The organism is Haemophilus haemolyticus, from assembly GCF_003490595.1.
GTDB classification, from domain to species: domain Bacteria; phylum Pseudomonadota; class Gammaproteobacteria; order Enterobacterales; family Pasteurellaceae; genus Haemophilus; species Haemophilus haemolyticus_L.
The window spans coordinates 149,726-165,739 of the sequence record NZ_QQGY01000004.1 but is presented as its reverse complement, the minus strand read 5'-3'; the positions used below and the strand labels follow the sequence as shown (position 1 = coordinate 165,739).

Below are 16,014 nucleotides of genomic sequence, written 5' to 3'. Positions count from 1 at the left end.
GGAATGAAGCCAAGTAGGGCAAAAGTGCGGTTAATTTTTATAGAATTTTAAACGAACACGTCACCTTTCGTATGGGTGACCACTGTATAAGGAAAAAACAATGCCAATTATTACTTTACCTGACGGTTCCCAACGTCAATTCGATCATCCTGTTTCTGTTCTTGAAGTCGCACAAGATATTGGTGCAGGTCTTGCTAAAGCCACTATCGCAGGCCGTGTAAATGGTGAGCGTCGTGATGCATGCGATGTTATCGACCAAGATGCAACGTTAGAAATTATTACTGCAAAAGATGAAGACGGTTTAGAGATTATCCGCCATTCTTGCGCTCACTTGCTCGGACACGCTATTAAACAATTATTCCCAGATGTAAAAATGGCAATAGGTCCAACCATTGAAAATGGTTTCTACTATGACATTGATTTAGACCGCTCTTTAACGCAAGAAGATTTAGATGCAATCGAAAAACGTATGTTGGAATTGGCAAAAACCAATTATGACGTCGTGAAAAAACGTGTTACTTGGCAAGAAGCGCGTGATACCTTTGAAAAACGCGGCGAGCCATACAAAATGGCTATTTTAGATGAAAATATCGAACGTACTGCAACGCCCGCTTTATATCATCATTTAGAATATATTGATATGTGTCGTGGTCCACACGTGCCAAATATGCGTTTCTGTCAGCATTTCAAATTACAAAAAGTCGCTGGCGCATATTGGCGTGGTGACAGCAAAAACAAAATGTTACAACGTATCTATGGTACGGCTTGGGCGGATAAAAAACAACTTGCTGAATACTTAACGCGCTTAGAAGAAGCAGCAAAACGTGACCACCGTAAAATTGGTAAAGCATTAGATTTATATCATATGCAAGAAGAAGCACCAGGTATGGTTTTCTGGCATAACGATGGTTGGACAATTTTCCGTGAATTAGAAACGTTCGTGCGCACTAAATTAAAACAATACGATTATCAAGAAGTAAAAGGTCCATTTATGATGGATCGCGTATTGTGGGAAAAAACAGGCCACTGGCAAAATTACGCAGATTTAATGTTCACGACTCAATCTGAAAACCGTGAATATGCAATCAAACCGATGAACTGTCCAGGACACGTTCAAATTTTTAATCAAGGTTTAAAATCTTACCGTGATTTACCAATCCGTATGGCGGAATTTGGTTCTTGCCATCGTAATGAGCCATCGGGTTCTTTACACGGTTTAATGCGTGTTCGAGGCTTTACTCAAGATGATGCACACATTTTCTGTACTGAAGATCAAATTGAGAGCGAAGTAACTAGCTGTATCAAAATGGTGTACGACATTTATAGCACCTTTGGTTTCACTAATATTGCAGTAAAACTTTCTACTCGCCCTGAAAATCGTATCGGTTCAGATGAAATGTGGGATCGTGCGGAAGCAGGTCTTGCAGCTGCATTAGCACATAACGGCTTGGAATATGAAATCCAAGAAGGCGAAGGCGCATTCTATGGTCCAAAAATTGAGTTTGCACTACGAGATTGTCTAGGTCGTGAATGGCAATGTGGTACAGTGCAATTAGACTTCGCATTACCAGGTCGTTTAGATGCAACTTATGTAGCAGAAGACAATAGCCGTAAAACCCCTGTAATGATTCACCGTGCGATTTTAGGTTCTATTGAGCGCTTTATTGGTATCATTACCGAAGAATATGCAGGTTTCTTCCCTGCATGGTTAGCTCCAACCCAAGCGGTTGTTATGAATATCACTGATAGCCAAGCAGACTACGTACAAAAAGTCGCAAAACAGCTTTCCGATGTAGGTTTACGCGTGAAAACTGATTTACGTAACGAAAAAGTGGGCTTCAAAATCCGCGAACATACTTTACGTCGTGTGCCTTATATGCTTGTTTGTGGTGATAAAGAAATCGCAGAAGGCAAAGTGGCTGTACGTACCCGTAAAGGTGCTGATTTAGGTACATTTACTGTGGAAGAATTTGCGGAAATCTTGAAAAATCAAGTAAGAAGTCGAGAATTAAAGTTATTGAATGAAGAGTAATACTTTTCGAAAATAACCAATATAATTTATTGTTTCAACAGTGAGTTCAATTTAACGGTGATCGTTTAAGCGATCACCGTTATTTTTATCTGTTTCAGATCTATTGAGATTTCATTTATTTTTTAATAAGTAGTTGCTTTTAATATACTGACAAATCTGCCTGATTTTTTTAGGGCTTTTTGCGCCAACGCATCTATTGTGGCTTTTGTCGCTAACTGATCTAAATGTTGATAGGTATAAATGGCATCTGGATTATCTTGTTGCCAGTAACTTTCTTCAATAATTGAAGCAATTGAAACTAAAGAATCAAATTCACGTCGAATCTGAGTATGTTGTTCCGCTAGTTTTTTACGTAATAAATTTTCATCAATGCCATTTTTTACAATATCATCTAGTACCTGATTTGTAAGATGCGTAAGTTCCTCTACGCGCTTAGGGTCGCAACTAAATTCAATTTTTCCCTCAATTTGTGGTGCATGAACATCTTGCATAAACCAACTATTTACAGAATAAATACCAGAAACTTTTTCACGTAGAATTAAGCGTAATTTTTCTTGCACAATATCCGCAAGAATATTGAATAAATATTTTTGTTCCGCTCGCCAAGTATTATCTGCGGTAAGGTATATTTCTACATCAGCTCTCGGTTCTTTCAAGCCATTCATCATAAATGATTGAGTTGGTGTATGAATAATAGTTGGGACAAGATGGCGTATCTGAGTTTTCGATTTAACAGAAGCTAAATAATGTTCTGCCAATTTCTTTACTTGATTAGGTTCAATATCACCAATAATAAAATAGGTAAAATCTGTTTTATCTAAAATATAACGTTGATAAGCGTTACTTAATTGGTTTTTATCAAATGCTAATTGCTGTGCTTGTTTTTGAGTATAGACAGTTTCAATATTTGGAAAACGTAGTTTTGAAACGGCTTGCATAAATTGTGTTTCTAAATCAATCTGTTTGAAATAATCACGGGTTTCACGTCGATATTTTTCTAAGGCAAGATCGGATATAGGAGAAGAACGTAATTTTAAGCGGAACAATGTCAGTAAATTTTCCAAATCCTTAGGTTTAGATACACCAGTAAAACCTTGTTTATCATCATCAATCACAGTTGCAATTACCAATGGATCGCGCGAAAAAATTTGATTAACCGCAGAAAGAGAAAGTTCTCCAACACCTGTTTCATCAACTACACTAACGGCAGCACGCAATAAGTGATAGTCCTTATCTGGGATAGAACGTAAACCACCTTGAGTAACAGCACGAAAATGTACTTGATTTGGAGTTTTGTCACTATAGTGATAGATCAATTTACTTCCATTACTTAAACGAAATTCATAAATATCGCCACGATCCCAATATTTTTCTTGAGAAAGTGAGCCTGTGTTAAATGTTAAGTGCGGTAATTTTTCGATTTGTTTTTTTTCATCCCATTGGTGTTGTTGCATTTCCATTGCATTGTTCCAACGAGTTTCTATTTCTGCTACATCAAAAGGCAAGGCTTTTTGTGGCAAAGGTTGAGTGATTAATAATAATTTTGCTTTTAATGCTAAGGTTTGATTTAACGTGCGTTGTAAATCAGCTAATGTAATTTGAGATAAAAAACGTTTATTGAGTTCATAACGATCATTCACGCTCAATACCACTTGATTATTTGCCACAGACGTAATGAGATCATCGGCAATTTTTAAGCTACCAGAACGAATATTTAATTGTTTTTCATTGAGTTGAGTTAAGCGTTTAATCTCGCCGCTTAATTCATTTTGAGTAAAACCTTGTTGTTTTATACTGGCAATAAAGGCAAATAATTTATCTATCGTTTTTGAATATTGTGTATCTATAAGCTGGAGAGAAAAAATGCTTTGTAGTGTTTCTTTACCTAAATGAGTACGATAAAAATTTGCAGAATCTACGCCATTTTCTGTTTCCTTTTCCCATTGCTGTAAACGTAAGTTAAGTAATCGAGTGGTAATTTGCTGAATTAATTCTTGTTTATAACTCGCTAATGTATTGGTTTCAATTGTATTTTCAAAAAAACTTAATTCAATACTCGGAATTGTTGTGCCTTGTTCAGAAATAGAATCTAATCGCCATTTGTTGATAAGAGGAATATTAAAATCAATTTTTTCCAATGTTGTTTTAGTAATTGGGTTTTCTTGGGATAGGTTTTGTTTTAATAGTTTTACTATTTGTTTTGTATCAATATCGCCTACAATAATCACTGACATATTATCTGGTCGATACCATTTGTGATAAAAATCAGCGACGCGTTTAGCTGAAATTGTTTTAATAATATCCATATCTCCAATAGGATCACGCAACACATAACGAGAACCCGCCATTTCAATAGCACTTTTCTTATTACCAATACGTAGCATTGGGCTTAAACGTCTCCGCCATTCTTCTTGTACTACGCCACGTTCGCCATCTACATCTTTAGGTAAAAAAGTAATATTATTCATCCATTCATTGATAACATCAAAAGCCAATTCTAATTTTTGCTGATTGTTGCTATCTAAATTTAAAGTATAGACTGTATTTTCAAAATCGGTGAAAGCATTAATATCTCGTGCAAACTTCATTCCAAGTTTTTCTAACGCATTAATAATTTGATTTTCTGGATATTTCTTTGAGCCATTAAATGCCATATGCTCAACTAAATGAGCAATGCCTTTTTGATCGTCATCTTCGTGCATTGACCCAGCATTGATCACTAATCGAATATAAACGCGTTCTTTGGGTTCAGTATTTTTTAATACAAAGTATTGCAGACCATTTGATAGTTTACCGTGCTGAATATTTGGATCAAAAGGTAAATCACTATTGGGTGATAGATTCAGTGATTGACAAGCAATTAGTGAAAAGATAAGTAAAAAAAGTGCGGTTGTTTTTTTCATTATTTTTACCTAGAAAAAGAAAACTCTACGCTAAGTAAAACTAGCGTAGAGTAGGGCTGGTGGATATTTCAAAAGCCCATAAGCCCTATACATTGAAGAATATTAGAATTGATAGCCAACTTCTAGCCAAAATTCACGCCCAGGCGTATAGACACCATATTCATCGCTAGTAGAAATAGTAGCGACTTTATTTTTACGTGTTTTATTGAGTACATTTAAAATATCTACTTGCATATAAACACTATGTTTACCTCGAATGGTTGGTTGCCAACGAATGCTACTATCCCATTGCGTATGTCTGCCATAGTGATAGCTACGGAAGCGTGAAATGCCATTATTATCGCTCTCAAGTTCCTCATAGCTACGAATTGGGGCTTTCATATACACTTTATTAGACCAAGTGATATTGTAATCTGGCATCTCCATATCAATACCTAAACGAGCAATCCAATCTTCTGTACTACTATTAACTTGTTGTAGCATTTGACTACGAGTCATTAATTTTCCGTCTAAATAGACGGGTTCATTTGGATTAAATTCATTACTTACATCTGCTCGTTTTGTATTTAGCCAATCAAAACCGAGTGATGTTGTCCAATAAGTTTTACCTAATTTCCAGGGTTCAATATTGTTAAGTTGGAAAGTATAAACATCAACACCAAAGTTATGACCATTAATATAAAAACTTTTTGTCGCTTCTTTCTTCAACATAATACGATTCTTATTATCGCGATGAATATAACCGAGTTTAAGTGCTAAATTACCCATATTCTGATCAAAACTTAAGCTTAATTCATCTGCATAAGGCGTTTTAAGGGACGAAAAGTTCTGATGCTGACGTGTTGAATCATCGTTAATCTTTAAGATTCTATTGGCTAATTTTAAAGAAGCAAAAGAACGACCGTAATAACGATTTAAACCTAGTGTAAATCCTGTATCATCCCAAGGGTGATAACGTGCAACAAAGCGCGGGGCAATATTATTGTTTTTTAAATAATCATCACGTTCAATACGAATACCAGGACGCAATTCAAATTTATTCCATTTTATTAGATCTTCAGCATAAGCCACAATATTCTGATAGGTGGTTTTAACGCGACCTTTTGATGTTGTGCTATCTGACAATATCATTTCTGTTGGATTACTTCCATTTGCATCTAAAATCACTTGAACCACTTTTGAATGAACATCTTGTGGACGATAGAATTGATATTCTGTTGCCTGATAAATACTTCCAATAGAAATGGAATGCTCGGTAGAACCTAAATGAAAAGGCTCCATTGCATATTCAGTAGAAAAATGTAAATTATCCTGAATTAATTGACTATTGCCGTATCCACCTTTTTCGTAATCATAAAGTTGATCATAATTTTCATCTAATACAGATGTTATTTCTACATAATTTGTAGATGATTTACGCTTATCTTTAAAACGATCGAATGCCAAGGTATTTGTCCAAACGCCAGAGTCAAATGAATGTACCCAAGCAAGCGTTGCCCCCAATGCTTGATGATAATCGCTCACATTGTTATCTATATTTTCCTTGAAATATTTCAATTCTTTATAATTTGAATAACGTAAACCGAGTTCAATACGCTCTTTTTCTTGCGGTGTCCAATTGAAATTTAATAAAAGATTATCGGAAAGTCGTTGATGATTTTGCTTATCTAGTTGTGCTTCTGTGGTTGCTGTTTTGTAACCAATCAAACGATTTTGTTCAATAGACGATGTTCTACGACTATAGCCTAAAACCATCCCCATATTGTCACCTAGACTTTTTTCAGCTACAACACTGAACGTTTGTTTATCATATTTAGGTTGTAACTCTGCCACTCCGACATCATCTGGACGTACCAACTTCAGTATTTTTTGCGCTGCGCTATCTGCTTTCATTTTTGCCCAAGATGAACGCGTAGTGCGATATTTAAGTTTTATGCTATCAGTGCCACTATATTGTTTGGTTTTAGCGATAACGGCACCACCCATAAAGCCCCCTAAGCTCGCAGAAATATTACTATCTTGTACTTCCACTTTAGAAAGCATAGTCGCATCAAAAAAATAAGCTTGAGTGTGACTAATTCCGGGCACAACTTGCATAGCACCGTCAAAAATACTGCTATCAATAGCAAGATCATTATTTATATTGACATTATCAACAAAGTAGGCGGTTTGATTTGGATCGGCGCCGTTAATTGAAATATTTTCAGGCTTGATTTCACCACGTTGAAAACCATTTTGGTCGCTATTTTCATAACGAATATGGGGATTGGAACGAAGATAATCAGTGATGTTACCGTTTGATGTTGGTGTTTTACTTATCTCATCAGAAGAAAGGGTTTTAACAGAAGAAAGCGATTTATTATTGTCACCATACACAACAATTTCGGGCAATATATTTTTGTTGGTTGTTGGTTGTTGGTTGTTGGTTGTTTCAACAGTTTGCCCCATAATAAATGGACTGACAAATGTTGAGCAGAATAATAACATTAATGGTTTTTTTTGATGCATAGTATACTCCCTTACTAAATAAAATATAAATGATAACTATTATCATTATAGTTTTAAGTGCTATCAAATGCAAGGTGAGCTTCAAAATAGATGTGAGTGAAAGAGAAAGTATAAAAAAACCGCACTTTTAAAAGTGCGGTTATATTCAATTCTGTTTTTATGGAAGAAATTATTCTACCCCAACCATTACAGAAGTTGCTTTGATGATTGCGTATGCTTCTTTGCCAACTTCTAAGTTTAATTCTTTAACTGCTGCTAAAGATACAGTAGAAGAAAGCACGTTACCGCCACCGATATCAATGTGAACGATTGCATTTACCGAACCGTTTTCGATTGAAACAACTTTACCTTTTAATTGGTTTCTTGCACTAATTTTCATAACATTTCCTTGTTAGTTAGGGTTTAAAAGAGCCTGTATTTTATCTTACAAAAAATAAGTCGTAAATAAACCCAGCGTTTAAAACTTTCAAAAAATTGACCGCACTTTTATAGGCATTTTGCAGGTTTCGGCAATCCTGCTAATTTTGTGGCTTGTTTTGCCGGGCCTTCAGGAAATAAGCGTTGCAAATAGCGGCTGTTACCTTTATCTGCACCAAGCTTTTCCGCCATGGCTTTTACCAACATACGGATGGCAGGGGAGGTGTTATATTCTTGATAAAAGTCTCGCACAAAGTAAATTACTTCCCAATGGGCATCTGTTAATTCAATACTTTCTAACTGCGCAATAGAGCGAGCAACATCTTCGTTCCATTGTTGGCTATGGAGCAAATAACCGTCTTTGTCAGTTTCAACTTTAATTCCATTGATATTCAACATATTAATTTACTTCTTTAAAGTTAATCATTTCGTTGTTTGAAAAATCGGTTTGATCTTCGTCCTCAAATTGCATTGGCGTGATTCGTTCTTCATCAAATGCGGTATCGCCTTCAATGCCATCAATTAGTTGGCCATGTTTGATTCCTTTGAAATCAAATAATTTTGGATCACTCATATGTGACAATGTAATGTTTTGCATTGCGCTGAACATAGTTTCTAAGCGTCCCGGATATTGGCGATCCCAAGTATTGAGCATTTCTTTCACCACTTGGCGTTGAAGATTTGGTTGTGAGCCACATAGATTACAAGGAATAATCGGAAATTCCTTCGCGATGGCATATTTTTCAATGTCTTTTTCTTTGCAGTAAGCAAGCGGACGAATCACAATTTGTTTACCATCGTCAGAAATTAATTTAGGTGGCATGGATTTCATTTTGCCGCCATAAAACATATTTAAAAATAGCGTCGCTAACATATCGTCTCGGTGATGTCCTAAAGCGATTTTGGTTGCACCAAGTTCTGTGGCAGTACGGTATAAAATTCCACGGCGTAGGCGAGAGCAGAGTGAACAAGTGGTTTTTCCCTCAGGAATTTTTTCTTTCACAATTCCGTAAGTATTTTCTTGTACAATTTTATAATCGACGCCAATACTTTCCAAATATTCAGGCAATACGTGCTCAGGGAAACCTGGTTGTTTTTGATCGAGGTTTACTGCCACAATATCAAATTTAATCGGCGCGCTTTGCTGTAAATTTAACAAAATATCGAGAAGCGTGTAACTGTCTTTGCCTCCGGATAAACACACCATGACTTTATCGCCATCTTCGATCATACCAAAATCCGCAATGGCGTTGCCTACGTTACGGCGAAGACGTTTTTGTAATTTATTGAAATTATAGGTTTGTTTTTTTTCTTGTTGGGCTAATTGGGTTAATTCGCTCATTCTATTATCTTTAGTTACTCATGAAAGGCGCACATTATACGTGAAAAATAGGAAAAGTGCGGTCAATTCAAAAGAAGATTTTTAAGATCCGTAAAAAATCCTGTATAATCTTTCCAATTTTTTGTTCAATTTTAACGCTTTGCAATTCAATGATTGAAACATCCCAAACTATTCCTGAACTCGTCTCTTGGGCAAAAGATCGCGAGTTTTCTTTGAATTTACCTACTGAGCGCTTGGTTTTCCTGCTGGCGATTGCAATTTATAACAACGAACGTTTAGACGGCGAAATGTTAGAAGCCGATCTTGTGGATATTTTTCGCCACACGATGAATGCTTTTGAGCAATCCACGGATGCCATTGCAACACGAGCGAATAATGCAATTAATGAATTAGTGAAACAACGTTTGTTAAACCGTTTTAGTAGCGAATTTACTGAAGGCTTGGCGATTTATCGTTTAACGCCATTAGGTGTTGGCGTGTCTGATTATTACATTCGTCAGCGTGAATTTTCCGCATTGCGTCTTTCAGTGCAACTTTCCATTGTGGCAGATGAAATTCAACGCGCTTCTGATTCAGCAGAAGAGGGCGTGGAGAATAACGAAAGCGAACATTTTTGGCGTCGTAATGTGTTTGCACCATTAAAATATTCCGTTGCGGAGATTTTTGATAGTATCGATCTTTCACAACGCATTATGGATGAAAACCAGCAAAGCATTAAAGATGAAATTGCAGAGCTTCTCACTAAAGATTGGCAAGCTGCGATTTCAAGCTGTGAACGTTTATTAGATGAAACATCTGGGAATTTGCGCGAATTGCAAGATACGCTAAATGCGGCAGGGGATAAACTTCAGGCGCAATTATTGCGTATTCAAGATTGTGTGATCGGGCGTGATGATTTGTATTTTATCGATCAATTAATTACCGATTTACAATCTAAACTTGACCGAATTATTAGTTGGGGACAACAAGCCATCGATTTATGGATTGGTTATGACCGCCATGTGCATAAATTTATCCGTACCGCCATTGATATGGATAAAAATCGCGTGTTCTCACAACGTTTACGTAATTCTATTCATCATTATTTTGATCATCCTTGGTTCTTATGGACAGCGCAAGCCGAGCGTTTAGTCGATCTGCGCGATGAAGAAATGGTGTTGCGTGAAGATGATGCTTTAGGTGAATTGCCGGAAGAATTGCAATACGAATCCCTTTCTGATTTACACGATCAAATTGTAGAGCATATGCAAGGCTTACTGATTGCTTATCGTGAAAATAACCGTCCGATTGATTTGAGTTTAGTGTTAAAAGAACAACTGGAAAATTATCCACTTTCTCGTCATTTTGATGTGGCGCGAATCATTGTTGATCAAGCAGTGCGCCTTGGTATGGCAAATGATGATTTATCGGGTATTTATCCAGATTGGCAAGCAATTAATAAACGTGGCGCAGAAGTGCAAGCGCATGTGATTGATAAGTATTGATTTCGTGGCTTATTAAAAAACGAATTTATAAAATGAGAAATTAACCATGACAGATATTCAAGATGTAATTTCCCCAAAACTCGCTGTGGCGATTGCAAATCCAATATTTCCAGCGGTAGATAGTCTATTGCGCTCAGGTCGCCATATCAGCACGGAGCATTTAGATAATCACGCATTTTTAATGGATTTCCAAAATGAATTAGACGGATTTTATCGCCGCTATAACGTGGAACTAATTCGTGCTCCAGAAGGATTTTTCTATCTTCGTCCGAAAGCAACGACATTAATTGCGCGTTCTGTGCTTTCTGAGTTGGAAATGCTTGTTGGTAAAGTGCTTTGTTATCTTTATTTAAGCCCAGAACGTTTAGCTCAACAGGGCATTTTTAGCACGCAAGAAGTGTATGATGAATTATTAAATCTTGCCGATGAAGGAAAATTATTAAAAGCAGTTAATCAGCGTTCAAGTGGTTCTGACTTAGATAAACAAAAATTGGCAGAAAAAGTGCGAGCTGCAATTGGTCGTTTACGTCGTCTAGGTATGATTCAAACTGTTGGCGAACAAAATAGTGGGAAATTTACGATTTCTGAATCTGTATTTCGTTTTGGTGCAGAAGTGCGTAGCGGAGATGATCCATTAGAGGCGCAAGCTCGACTCATTCGTGATGGGGAAGCGGCAACACCAGAATCCTTAGCGTTAGAAAAACAAGCGCAATTAATGGAAAACGATACGGAAAGTGCGGATGAAATTGACGAAGAATTTGACGGAGAACAAGAATAATGTCTGATGTTTTTGAATTAGAAAATGAAATCGAATTAGAGAGCGATGAAGTCATTATGGAAAATGAAAACGTCGAAGAAATCGTTGACGCACCTATGCCTTTTAGCATGACGACAAATAATGGTGTAGAGCGTGGTAAATTCCGTTCTTTAACCTTAATTAACTGGAATGGTTTTTTTGCCCGTACTTTCGATTTAGATGAATTAGTTACCACGCTTTCTGGTGGTAACGGTGCAGGTAAATCAACCACAATGGCTGGATTTGTGACCGCATTAATTCCAGATTTAACCCTTTTACATTTCCGTAATACAACAGAGGCTGGCTCTACAGGCGGTTCGCGCGATAAAGGTTTACATGGTAAATTGCGTCCGGGTGTTTGTTACGCGGTATTAGATACCATTAACTCACGTCATCAACGTATTCTTGTTGGTGTGCGTCTGCAACAAATTGCGGGGCGTGATAAAAAGGTTGATTTAAAAACTTTCTCAATTCAAGGTGTCGAATTATCTCAAAATCCAACCGCACTTTTCACTGAAACAGTGGGCGAACGTCAAGCACGCGTCCTTAATTTAAACGAACTCAAAGATAAAATTGAAAATATCGGTGCGCAATTTAAACAATATCATTCCATCACCGATTATCACGGCATGATGTTCGATTTAGGTATTATTCCGAAACGTTTACGTTCAGCATCAGACCGAAGCAAATTCTATAAACTTATCGAAGCGTCTTTATACGGTGGTATTTCCAGCGCAATTACACGTTCTTTACGTGACTATTTATTGCCAGAAAATTTAGGTGTGCGCAAAGCTTTCCAAGATATGGAAAGTGCATTGCGTGAGAACCGTATGACTTTAGAAGCGATTAAGGTCACGCAATCAGATCGCGATTTATTCAAACATTTAATTACTGAAACCACCAACTATGTTGCTTCGGATTATATGCGTAATGCGAATGAACGCCGTGGCAATATTGAGGCTGCATTAGAATCTCGTCGCGAGTGGTATAAAGCAAAAGCAGAGCAGAATTTATCTCAACATCGTTTAGTTGATTTAAGTCGAGAAGCGGCTGAATTAGCAGAAAGTGAACGTACTTTAGAAGTTGATCACCAAAGTGCGGTTGATCATCTTAACTTAGTGTTAAACGCTTTGCGTCACCAAGAAAAAATTACGCGTTATCAAGAAGATATTGCGGAACTCACCGAGCGTTTAGAAGAACAAAAAATGGTGGTTGAAGATGCGAATGATGCATTAGAAGAAAGCCAAGCCCAATTTGAGCAAACCGAAATAGAAATTGATGCGGTGCGTGCCCAATTAGCTGACTATCAACAAGCATTAGATGCTCAACAAACTCGCGCACTTCAATATCAACAAGCTATTGCTGCTCTTGAAAAAGCGAAAACATTATGTGGTTTAGCGGATTTAAGTGTTAAAAATGTAGAAGATTATCATGCAGAATTTGAAGCTCATGCAGAAAGTTTGACGGAAACCGTACTTGAGCTTGAGCACAAAATGTCTATTTCTGAAGCAGCGAAATCTCAGTTCGATAAAGCGTACCAATTAGTATGTAAAATTGCGGGTGAAATGCCTCGTTCTGCGGCGTGGGAAAGTGCTAAAGAATTATTACGTGAATATCCAAGCCAAAAATTGCAGGCACAACAAACGTCACAACTTCGCACAAAATTACATGAACTTGAGCAACGTTATGCACAACAACAAAGTGCGGTCAAATTACTTAATGATTTTAATCAACGTGCTAATTTAAGTTTACAAACAGCAGAAGAATTAGAGGATTATCACGCAGAGCAAGAAGCGTTAATTGAAGATATTTCTGCTGAACTTTCAGAACAAGTTGAAAACCGCTCTACGCTTCGTCAAAAACGTGAAAATTTAACCGCACTTTATGATGAAAATGCGCGTAAAGCGCCAGCATGGCTGACAGCTCAAGCTGCATTAGAACGTTTAGAGCAGCAAAGCGGTGAAACGTTTGAACATAGCCAAGATGTGATGAACTTTATGCAATCACAACTGGTGAAAGAGCGTGAACTCACGATGCAACGTGATCAACTTGAACAAAAACGTTTGCATTTAGATGAACAAATTTCTCGTTTAAGTCAGCCAGATGGTTCAGAAGATCCTCGTTTAAATATGCTGGCAGAACGCTTTGGTGGGGTGTTGCTTTCAGAGCTTTACGATGATGTAACCATTGAAGATGCGCCTTATTTCTCCGCACTTTACGGACCTGCGCGTCATGCTATTGTTGTGCGTGATCTCAATGCTGTGCGTGAACAACTTGCACAATTAGAAGATTGCCCTGATGATTTGTATTTAATTGAAGGTGATCCTACCGCATTTGACGACAGCGTATTATCCGCACAAGAACTTGAGCTGGGTGTTGTCGTGCAAGTTTCAGATCGTGAATTACGCTATTCAAGATTCCCTGAAATCCCGTTATTTGGGCGTGCAGCACGTGAAAAACGTTTAGAAGAATTGCAAATTGAACGTGATGAAGTGGCCGAACAACATGCCCAAATTGCGTTTGATGTACAAAAATGCCAACGTTTACACGAACATTTCAGCCAATTTGTTGGGTTGCATTTGGCGCTGGCGTTCCAGCCAAATCCAGAAGAGTTAATGTCTGAAATTAATCGCGAACGCAATGAAATTGATCGTGAATTAAACCAATTTAATAGCGGCGAACAACAATTACGCATTCAATTAGATAATGCAAAAGAAAAGCTGCAATTACTCAACAAGTTGATTCCACAACTCAATGTATTAGCTGATGAAGATTTAATTGATCGTATTGAAGAATGTCGCGAGCAATTAGATATTGCAGAGCAAGATGAATATTTTATTCGTCAGCATGGCGTAACGTTGTCACAATTAGAGCCTATAGCTAATAGTTTACAAAGTGATCCGGAAAATTACGAAGGCTTAAAAAATGAATTAACTCAAGCGATTGAGCGTCAAAAACAAGTTCAACAACGTGTATTTGCGTTAGCTGATGTTGTACAACGTAAACAGCATTTTGGTTATGAAGATGCAGGGCAGGCTGAAACTTCTGAACTCAACGAAAAACTTCGCCAACGTTTAGAACAAATGCAGGCACAGCGAGATAAGCAACGTGAGCAAGTTCGTCAAAAACAAAGTCAATTTGCTGAATATAATCGCGTATTGATTCAGTTACAAAGTTCTTACGACAGTAAATATCAGCTCTTAAATGAGTTGATTGGTGAAATTAGCGATCTTGGCGTGAGAGCTGATGATGGCGCCGAAGAGCGTGCACGTATCCGTCGTGATGAATTACATCAACAACTTTCAACGAGCCGTCAGCGTCGTTCTTATGTGGAAAAACAACTGACATTAATTGAAAGCGAAGCGGACAACTTAAATCGTCTAATCCGCAAAACTGAACGTGATTACAAAACTCAACGTGAATTAGTTGTGGCTGCTAAAGTGAGTTGGTGTGTGGTTTTACGTTTATCACGAAATTCCGATATGGAAAAACGCCTCAATCGTCGAGAGCTCGCTTATTTATCTGCAGATGAGTTACGTTCAATGTCGGATAAAGCATTAGGTGCGTTGCGTACAGCAGTGGCGGATAATGAATATCTACGTGATAGTCTAAGAGTGTCGGAAGATAGTCGCAAACCTGAAAATAAAGTGCGGTTCTTTATTGCGGTGTATCAGCATCTACGTGAACGTATTCGCCAAGATATTATTAAAACGGATGATCCAATTGATGCCATTGAACAAATGGAAATTGAGCTTTCTCGTTTAACGGCTGAATTAACTGGCCGTGAGAAAAAATTGGCGATTAGTTCTGAAAGTGTGGCAAATATTATGCGTAAAACCATTCAGCGTGAACAAAACCGTATTCGTATGCTCAATCAAGGCTTACAAAACATTGCGTTTGGTCAGGTAAAATCTGTTCGTTTAGTCGTGAATATTCGTGATACTCATGCCATGTTGTTAGACGCACTTTCTGGTCAGCAAGATGAATATCAAGATTTATTCAACGATAACCGCATCACCTTCTCGGAAGCAATGGCGAAGCTCTATCAACGCATCAATCCACATATTGATATGGGGCAACGCACAGCGCAAACAATTGGTGAAGAATTGTTAGATTACCGTAATTATCTTGAGCTTGAAGTGGAAGTATTCCGTGGTGCTGATGGTTGGTTACGTGCCGAAAGTGGCGCACTTTCTACAGGTGAAGCTATCGGTACAGGTATGTCAATTCTCTTAATGGTTGTTCAAAGTTGGGAAGAAGAAAGCCGCCGAATTCGTGGTAAAGATATTGTGCCTTGTCGCTTGTTGTTCTTAGATGAAGCTGCGCGTTTAGACGGTAAATCTATTTCTACCTTATTCGAACTTTGTGAACGTTTGGATATGCAGTTACTTATCGCTGCGCCAGAAAACATTAGCCCGGAAAAAGGTACAACCTATAAACTCGTACGTAAAATCGCAGGTAATCAAGAGCACGTACACGTTGTTGGTTTACGCGGATTTGGTGCGACAGATTAAAAAATAGAAGGGAAGTGC

9 protein-coding genes are annotated in these 16,014 nt (G+C 37.6%); 4 read left to right on the top strand and 5 right to left on the bottom strand.

The window, feature by feature from the left end; translation table 11 throughout:
- The first annotated feature begins 100 nt into the window (after positions 1 to 100).
- Positions 101 to 2,032, top strand: coding sequence for a threonine--tRNA ligase (gene thrS, locus DV415_RS04530; protein ID WP_118790155.1), 1,932 nt, complete (start codon positions 101 to 103; stop codon positions 2,030 to 2,032).
- Positions 2,033 to 2,154: 122 nt separating this feature from the next.
- On the opposite strand, the gene DV415_RS04525 is transcribed toward thrS, so the two are convergent.
- The 5 genes from DV415_RS04525 to ttcA all read right to left on the bottom strand — a co-directional run bounded on the left by DV415_RS04525 (position 2,155) and on the right by ttcA (position 9,202).
- Positions 2,155 to 4,935: a M16 family metallopeptidase gene (locus DV415_RS04525; protein ID WP_118790154.1), complete on the bottom strand. Its 2,781-nt coding sequence runs from the start codon at positions 4,933 to 4,935 to the stop codon at positions 2,155 to 2,157.
- Between the two features lie 102 nt (positions 4,936 to 5,037).
- Positions 5,038 to 7,443, bottom strand: a complete 2,406-nt coding sequence (locus DV415_RS04520; protein ID WP_118790153.1) for a TonB-dependent receptor plug domain-containing protein — start codon at positions 7,441 to 7,443, stop codon at positions 5,038 to 5,040.
- 169 nt (positions 7,444 to 7,612) lie between these two features.
- Positions 7,613 to 7,822, bottom strand: a complete 210-nt coding sequence (locus DV415_RS04515) for a TOBE domain-containing protein (RefSeq protein WP_005631673.1) — start codon at positions 7,820 to 7,822, stop codon at positions 7,613 to 7,615.
- 107 nt (positions 7,823 to 7,929) lie between these two features.
- Positions 7,930 to 8,259, bottom strand: coding sequence for a TusE/DsrC/DsvC family sulfur relay protein (locus DV415_RS04510; RefSeq protein ID WP_118775949.1), 330 nt, complete (start codon positions 8,257 to 8,259; stop codon positions 7,930 to 7,932).
- A 1-nt stretch (position 8,260) separates the two neighbouring features.
- On the bottom strand, positions 8,261 to 9,202 hold the full coding sequence (ttcA, locus tag DV415_RS04505; RefSeq protein ID WP_118790152.1) for a tRNA 2-thiocytidine(32) synthetase TtcA: 942 nt from the start codon (positions 9,200 to 9,202) through the stop codon (positions 8,261 to 8,263).
- A 149-nt stretch (positions 9,203 to 9,351) separates the two neighbouring features.
- Here ttcA and mukF point away from each other — a divergent pair, with 149 nt between their 5' ends.
- Genes mukF through mukB form a run of 3 tightly spaced genes read left to right on the top strand, consistent with a single transcriptional unit; the run spans position 9,352 to position 15,996 of the window.
- Entirely contained in the window at positions 9,352 to 10,686 is a 1,335-nt protein-coding gene (mukF, locus tag DV415_RS04500) for a chromosome partition protein MukF (RefSeq protein WP_005666957.1), read from the top strand.
- A 46-nt stretch (positions 10,687 to 10,732) separates the two neighbouring features.
- Positions 10,733 to 11,464 (top strand): chromosome partition protein MukE, encoded by a 732-nt coding sequence (mukE, locus tag DV415_RS04495; RefSeq protein ID WP_005666955.1) that lies wholly within the window; start codon positions 10,733 to 10,735, stop codon positions 11,462 to 11,464.
- Positions 11,464 to 15,996, top strand: coding sequence for a chromosome partition protein MukB (gene mukB, locus DV415_RS04490; protein WP_118790151.1), 4,533 nt, complete (start codon positions 11,464 to 11,466; stop codon positions 15,994 to 15,996). The genes mukE and mukB overlap by 1 nt, the downstream gene beginning before the upstream one ends.
- Positions 15,997 to 16,014 lie beyond the last annotated feature (18 nt).

Excerpts from the sequence above, each read along its gene's own strand:
- thrS (WP_118790155.1), top strand. The coding sequence starts at position 101 with ATGCCAATTATTACTTTACCTGACGGTTCCCAACGTCAATTCGATCAT.
- DV415_RS04525 (WP_118790154.1), bottom strand. The coding sequence starts at position 4,935 with ATGAAAAAAACAACCGCACTTTTTTTACTTATCTTTTCACTAATTGCT.
- DV415_RS04520 (WP_118790153.1), bottom strand. The coding sequence starts at position 7,443 with ATGCATCAAAAAAAACCATTAATGTTATTATTCTGCTCAACATTTGTC.
- DV415_RS04515 (WP_005631673.1), bottom strand. The coding sequence starts at position 7,822 with ATGAAAATTAGTGCAAGAAACCAATTAAAAGGTAAAGTTGTTTCAATC.
- DV415_RS04510 (WP_118775949.1), bottom strand. The coding sequence starts at position 8,259 with ATGTTGAATATCAATGGAATTAAAGTTGAAACTGACAAAGACGGTTAT.
- ttcA (WP_118790152.1), bottom strand. The coding sequence starts at position 9,202 with ATGAGCGAATTAACCCAATTAGCCCAACAAGAAAAAAAACAAACCTAT.
- mukF (WP_005666957.1), top strand. The coding sequence starts at position 9,352 with ATGATTGAAACATCCCAAACTATTCCTGAACTCGTCTCTTGGGCAAAA.
- mukE (WP_005666955.1), top strand. The coding sequence starts at position 10,733 with ATGACAGATATTCAAGATGTAATTTCCCCAAAACTCGCTGTGGCGATT.
- mukB (WP_118790151.1), top strand. The coding sequence starts at position 11,464 with ATGTCTGATGTTTTTGAATTAGAAAATGAAATCGAATTAGAGAGCGAT.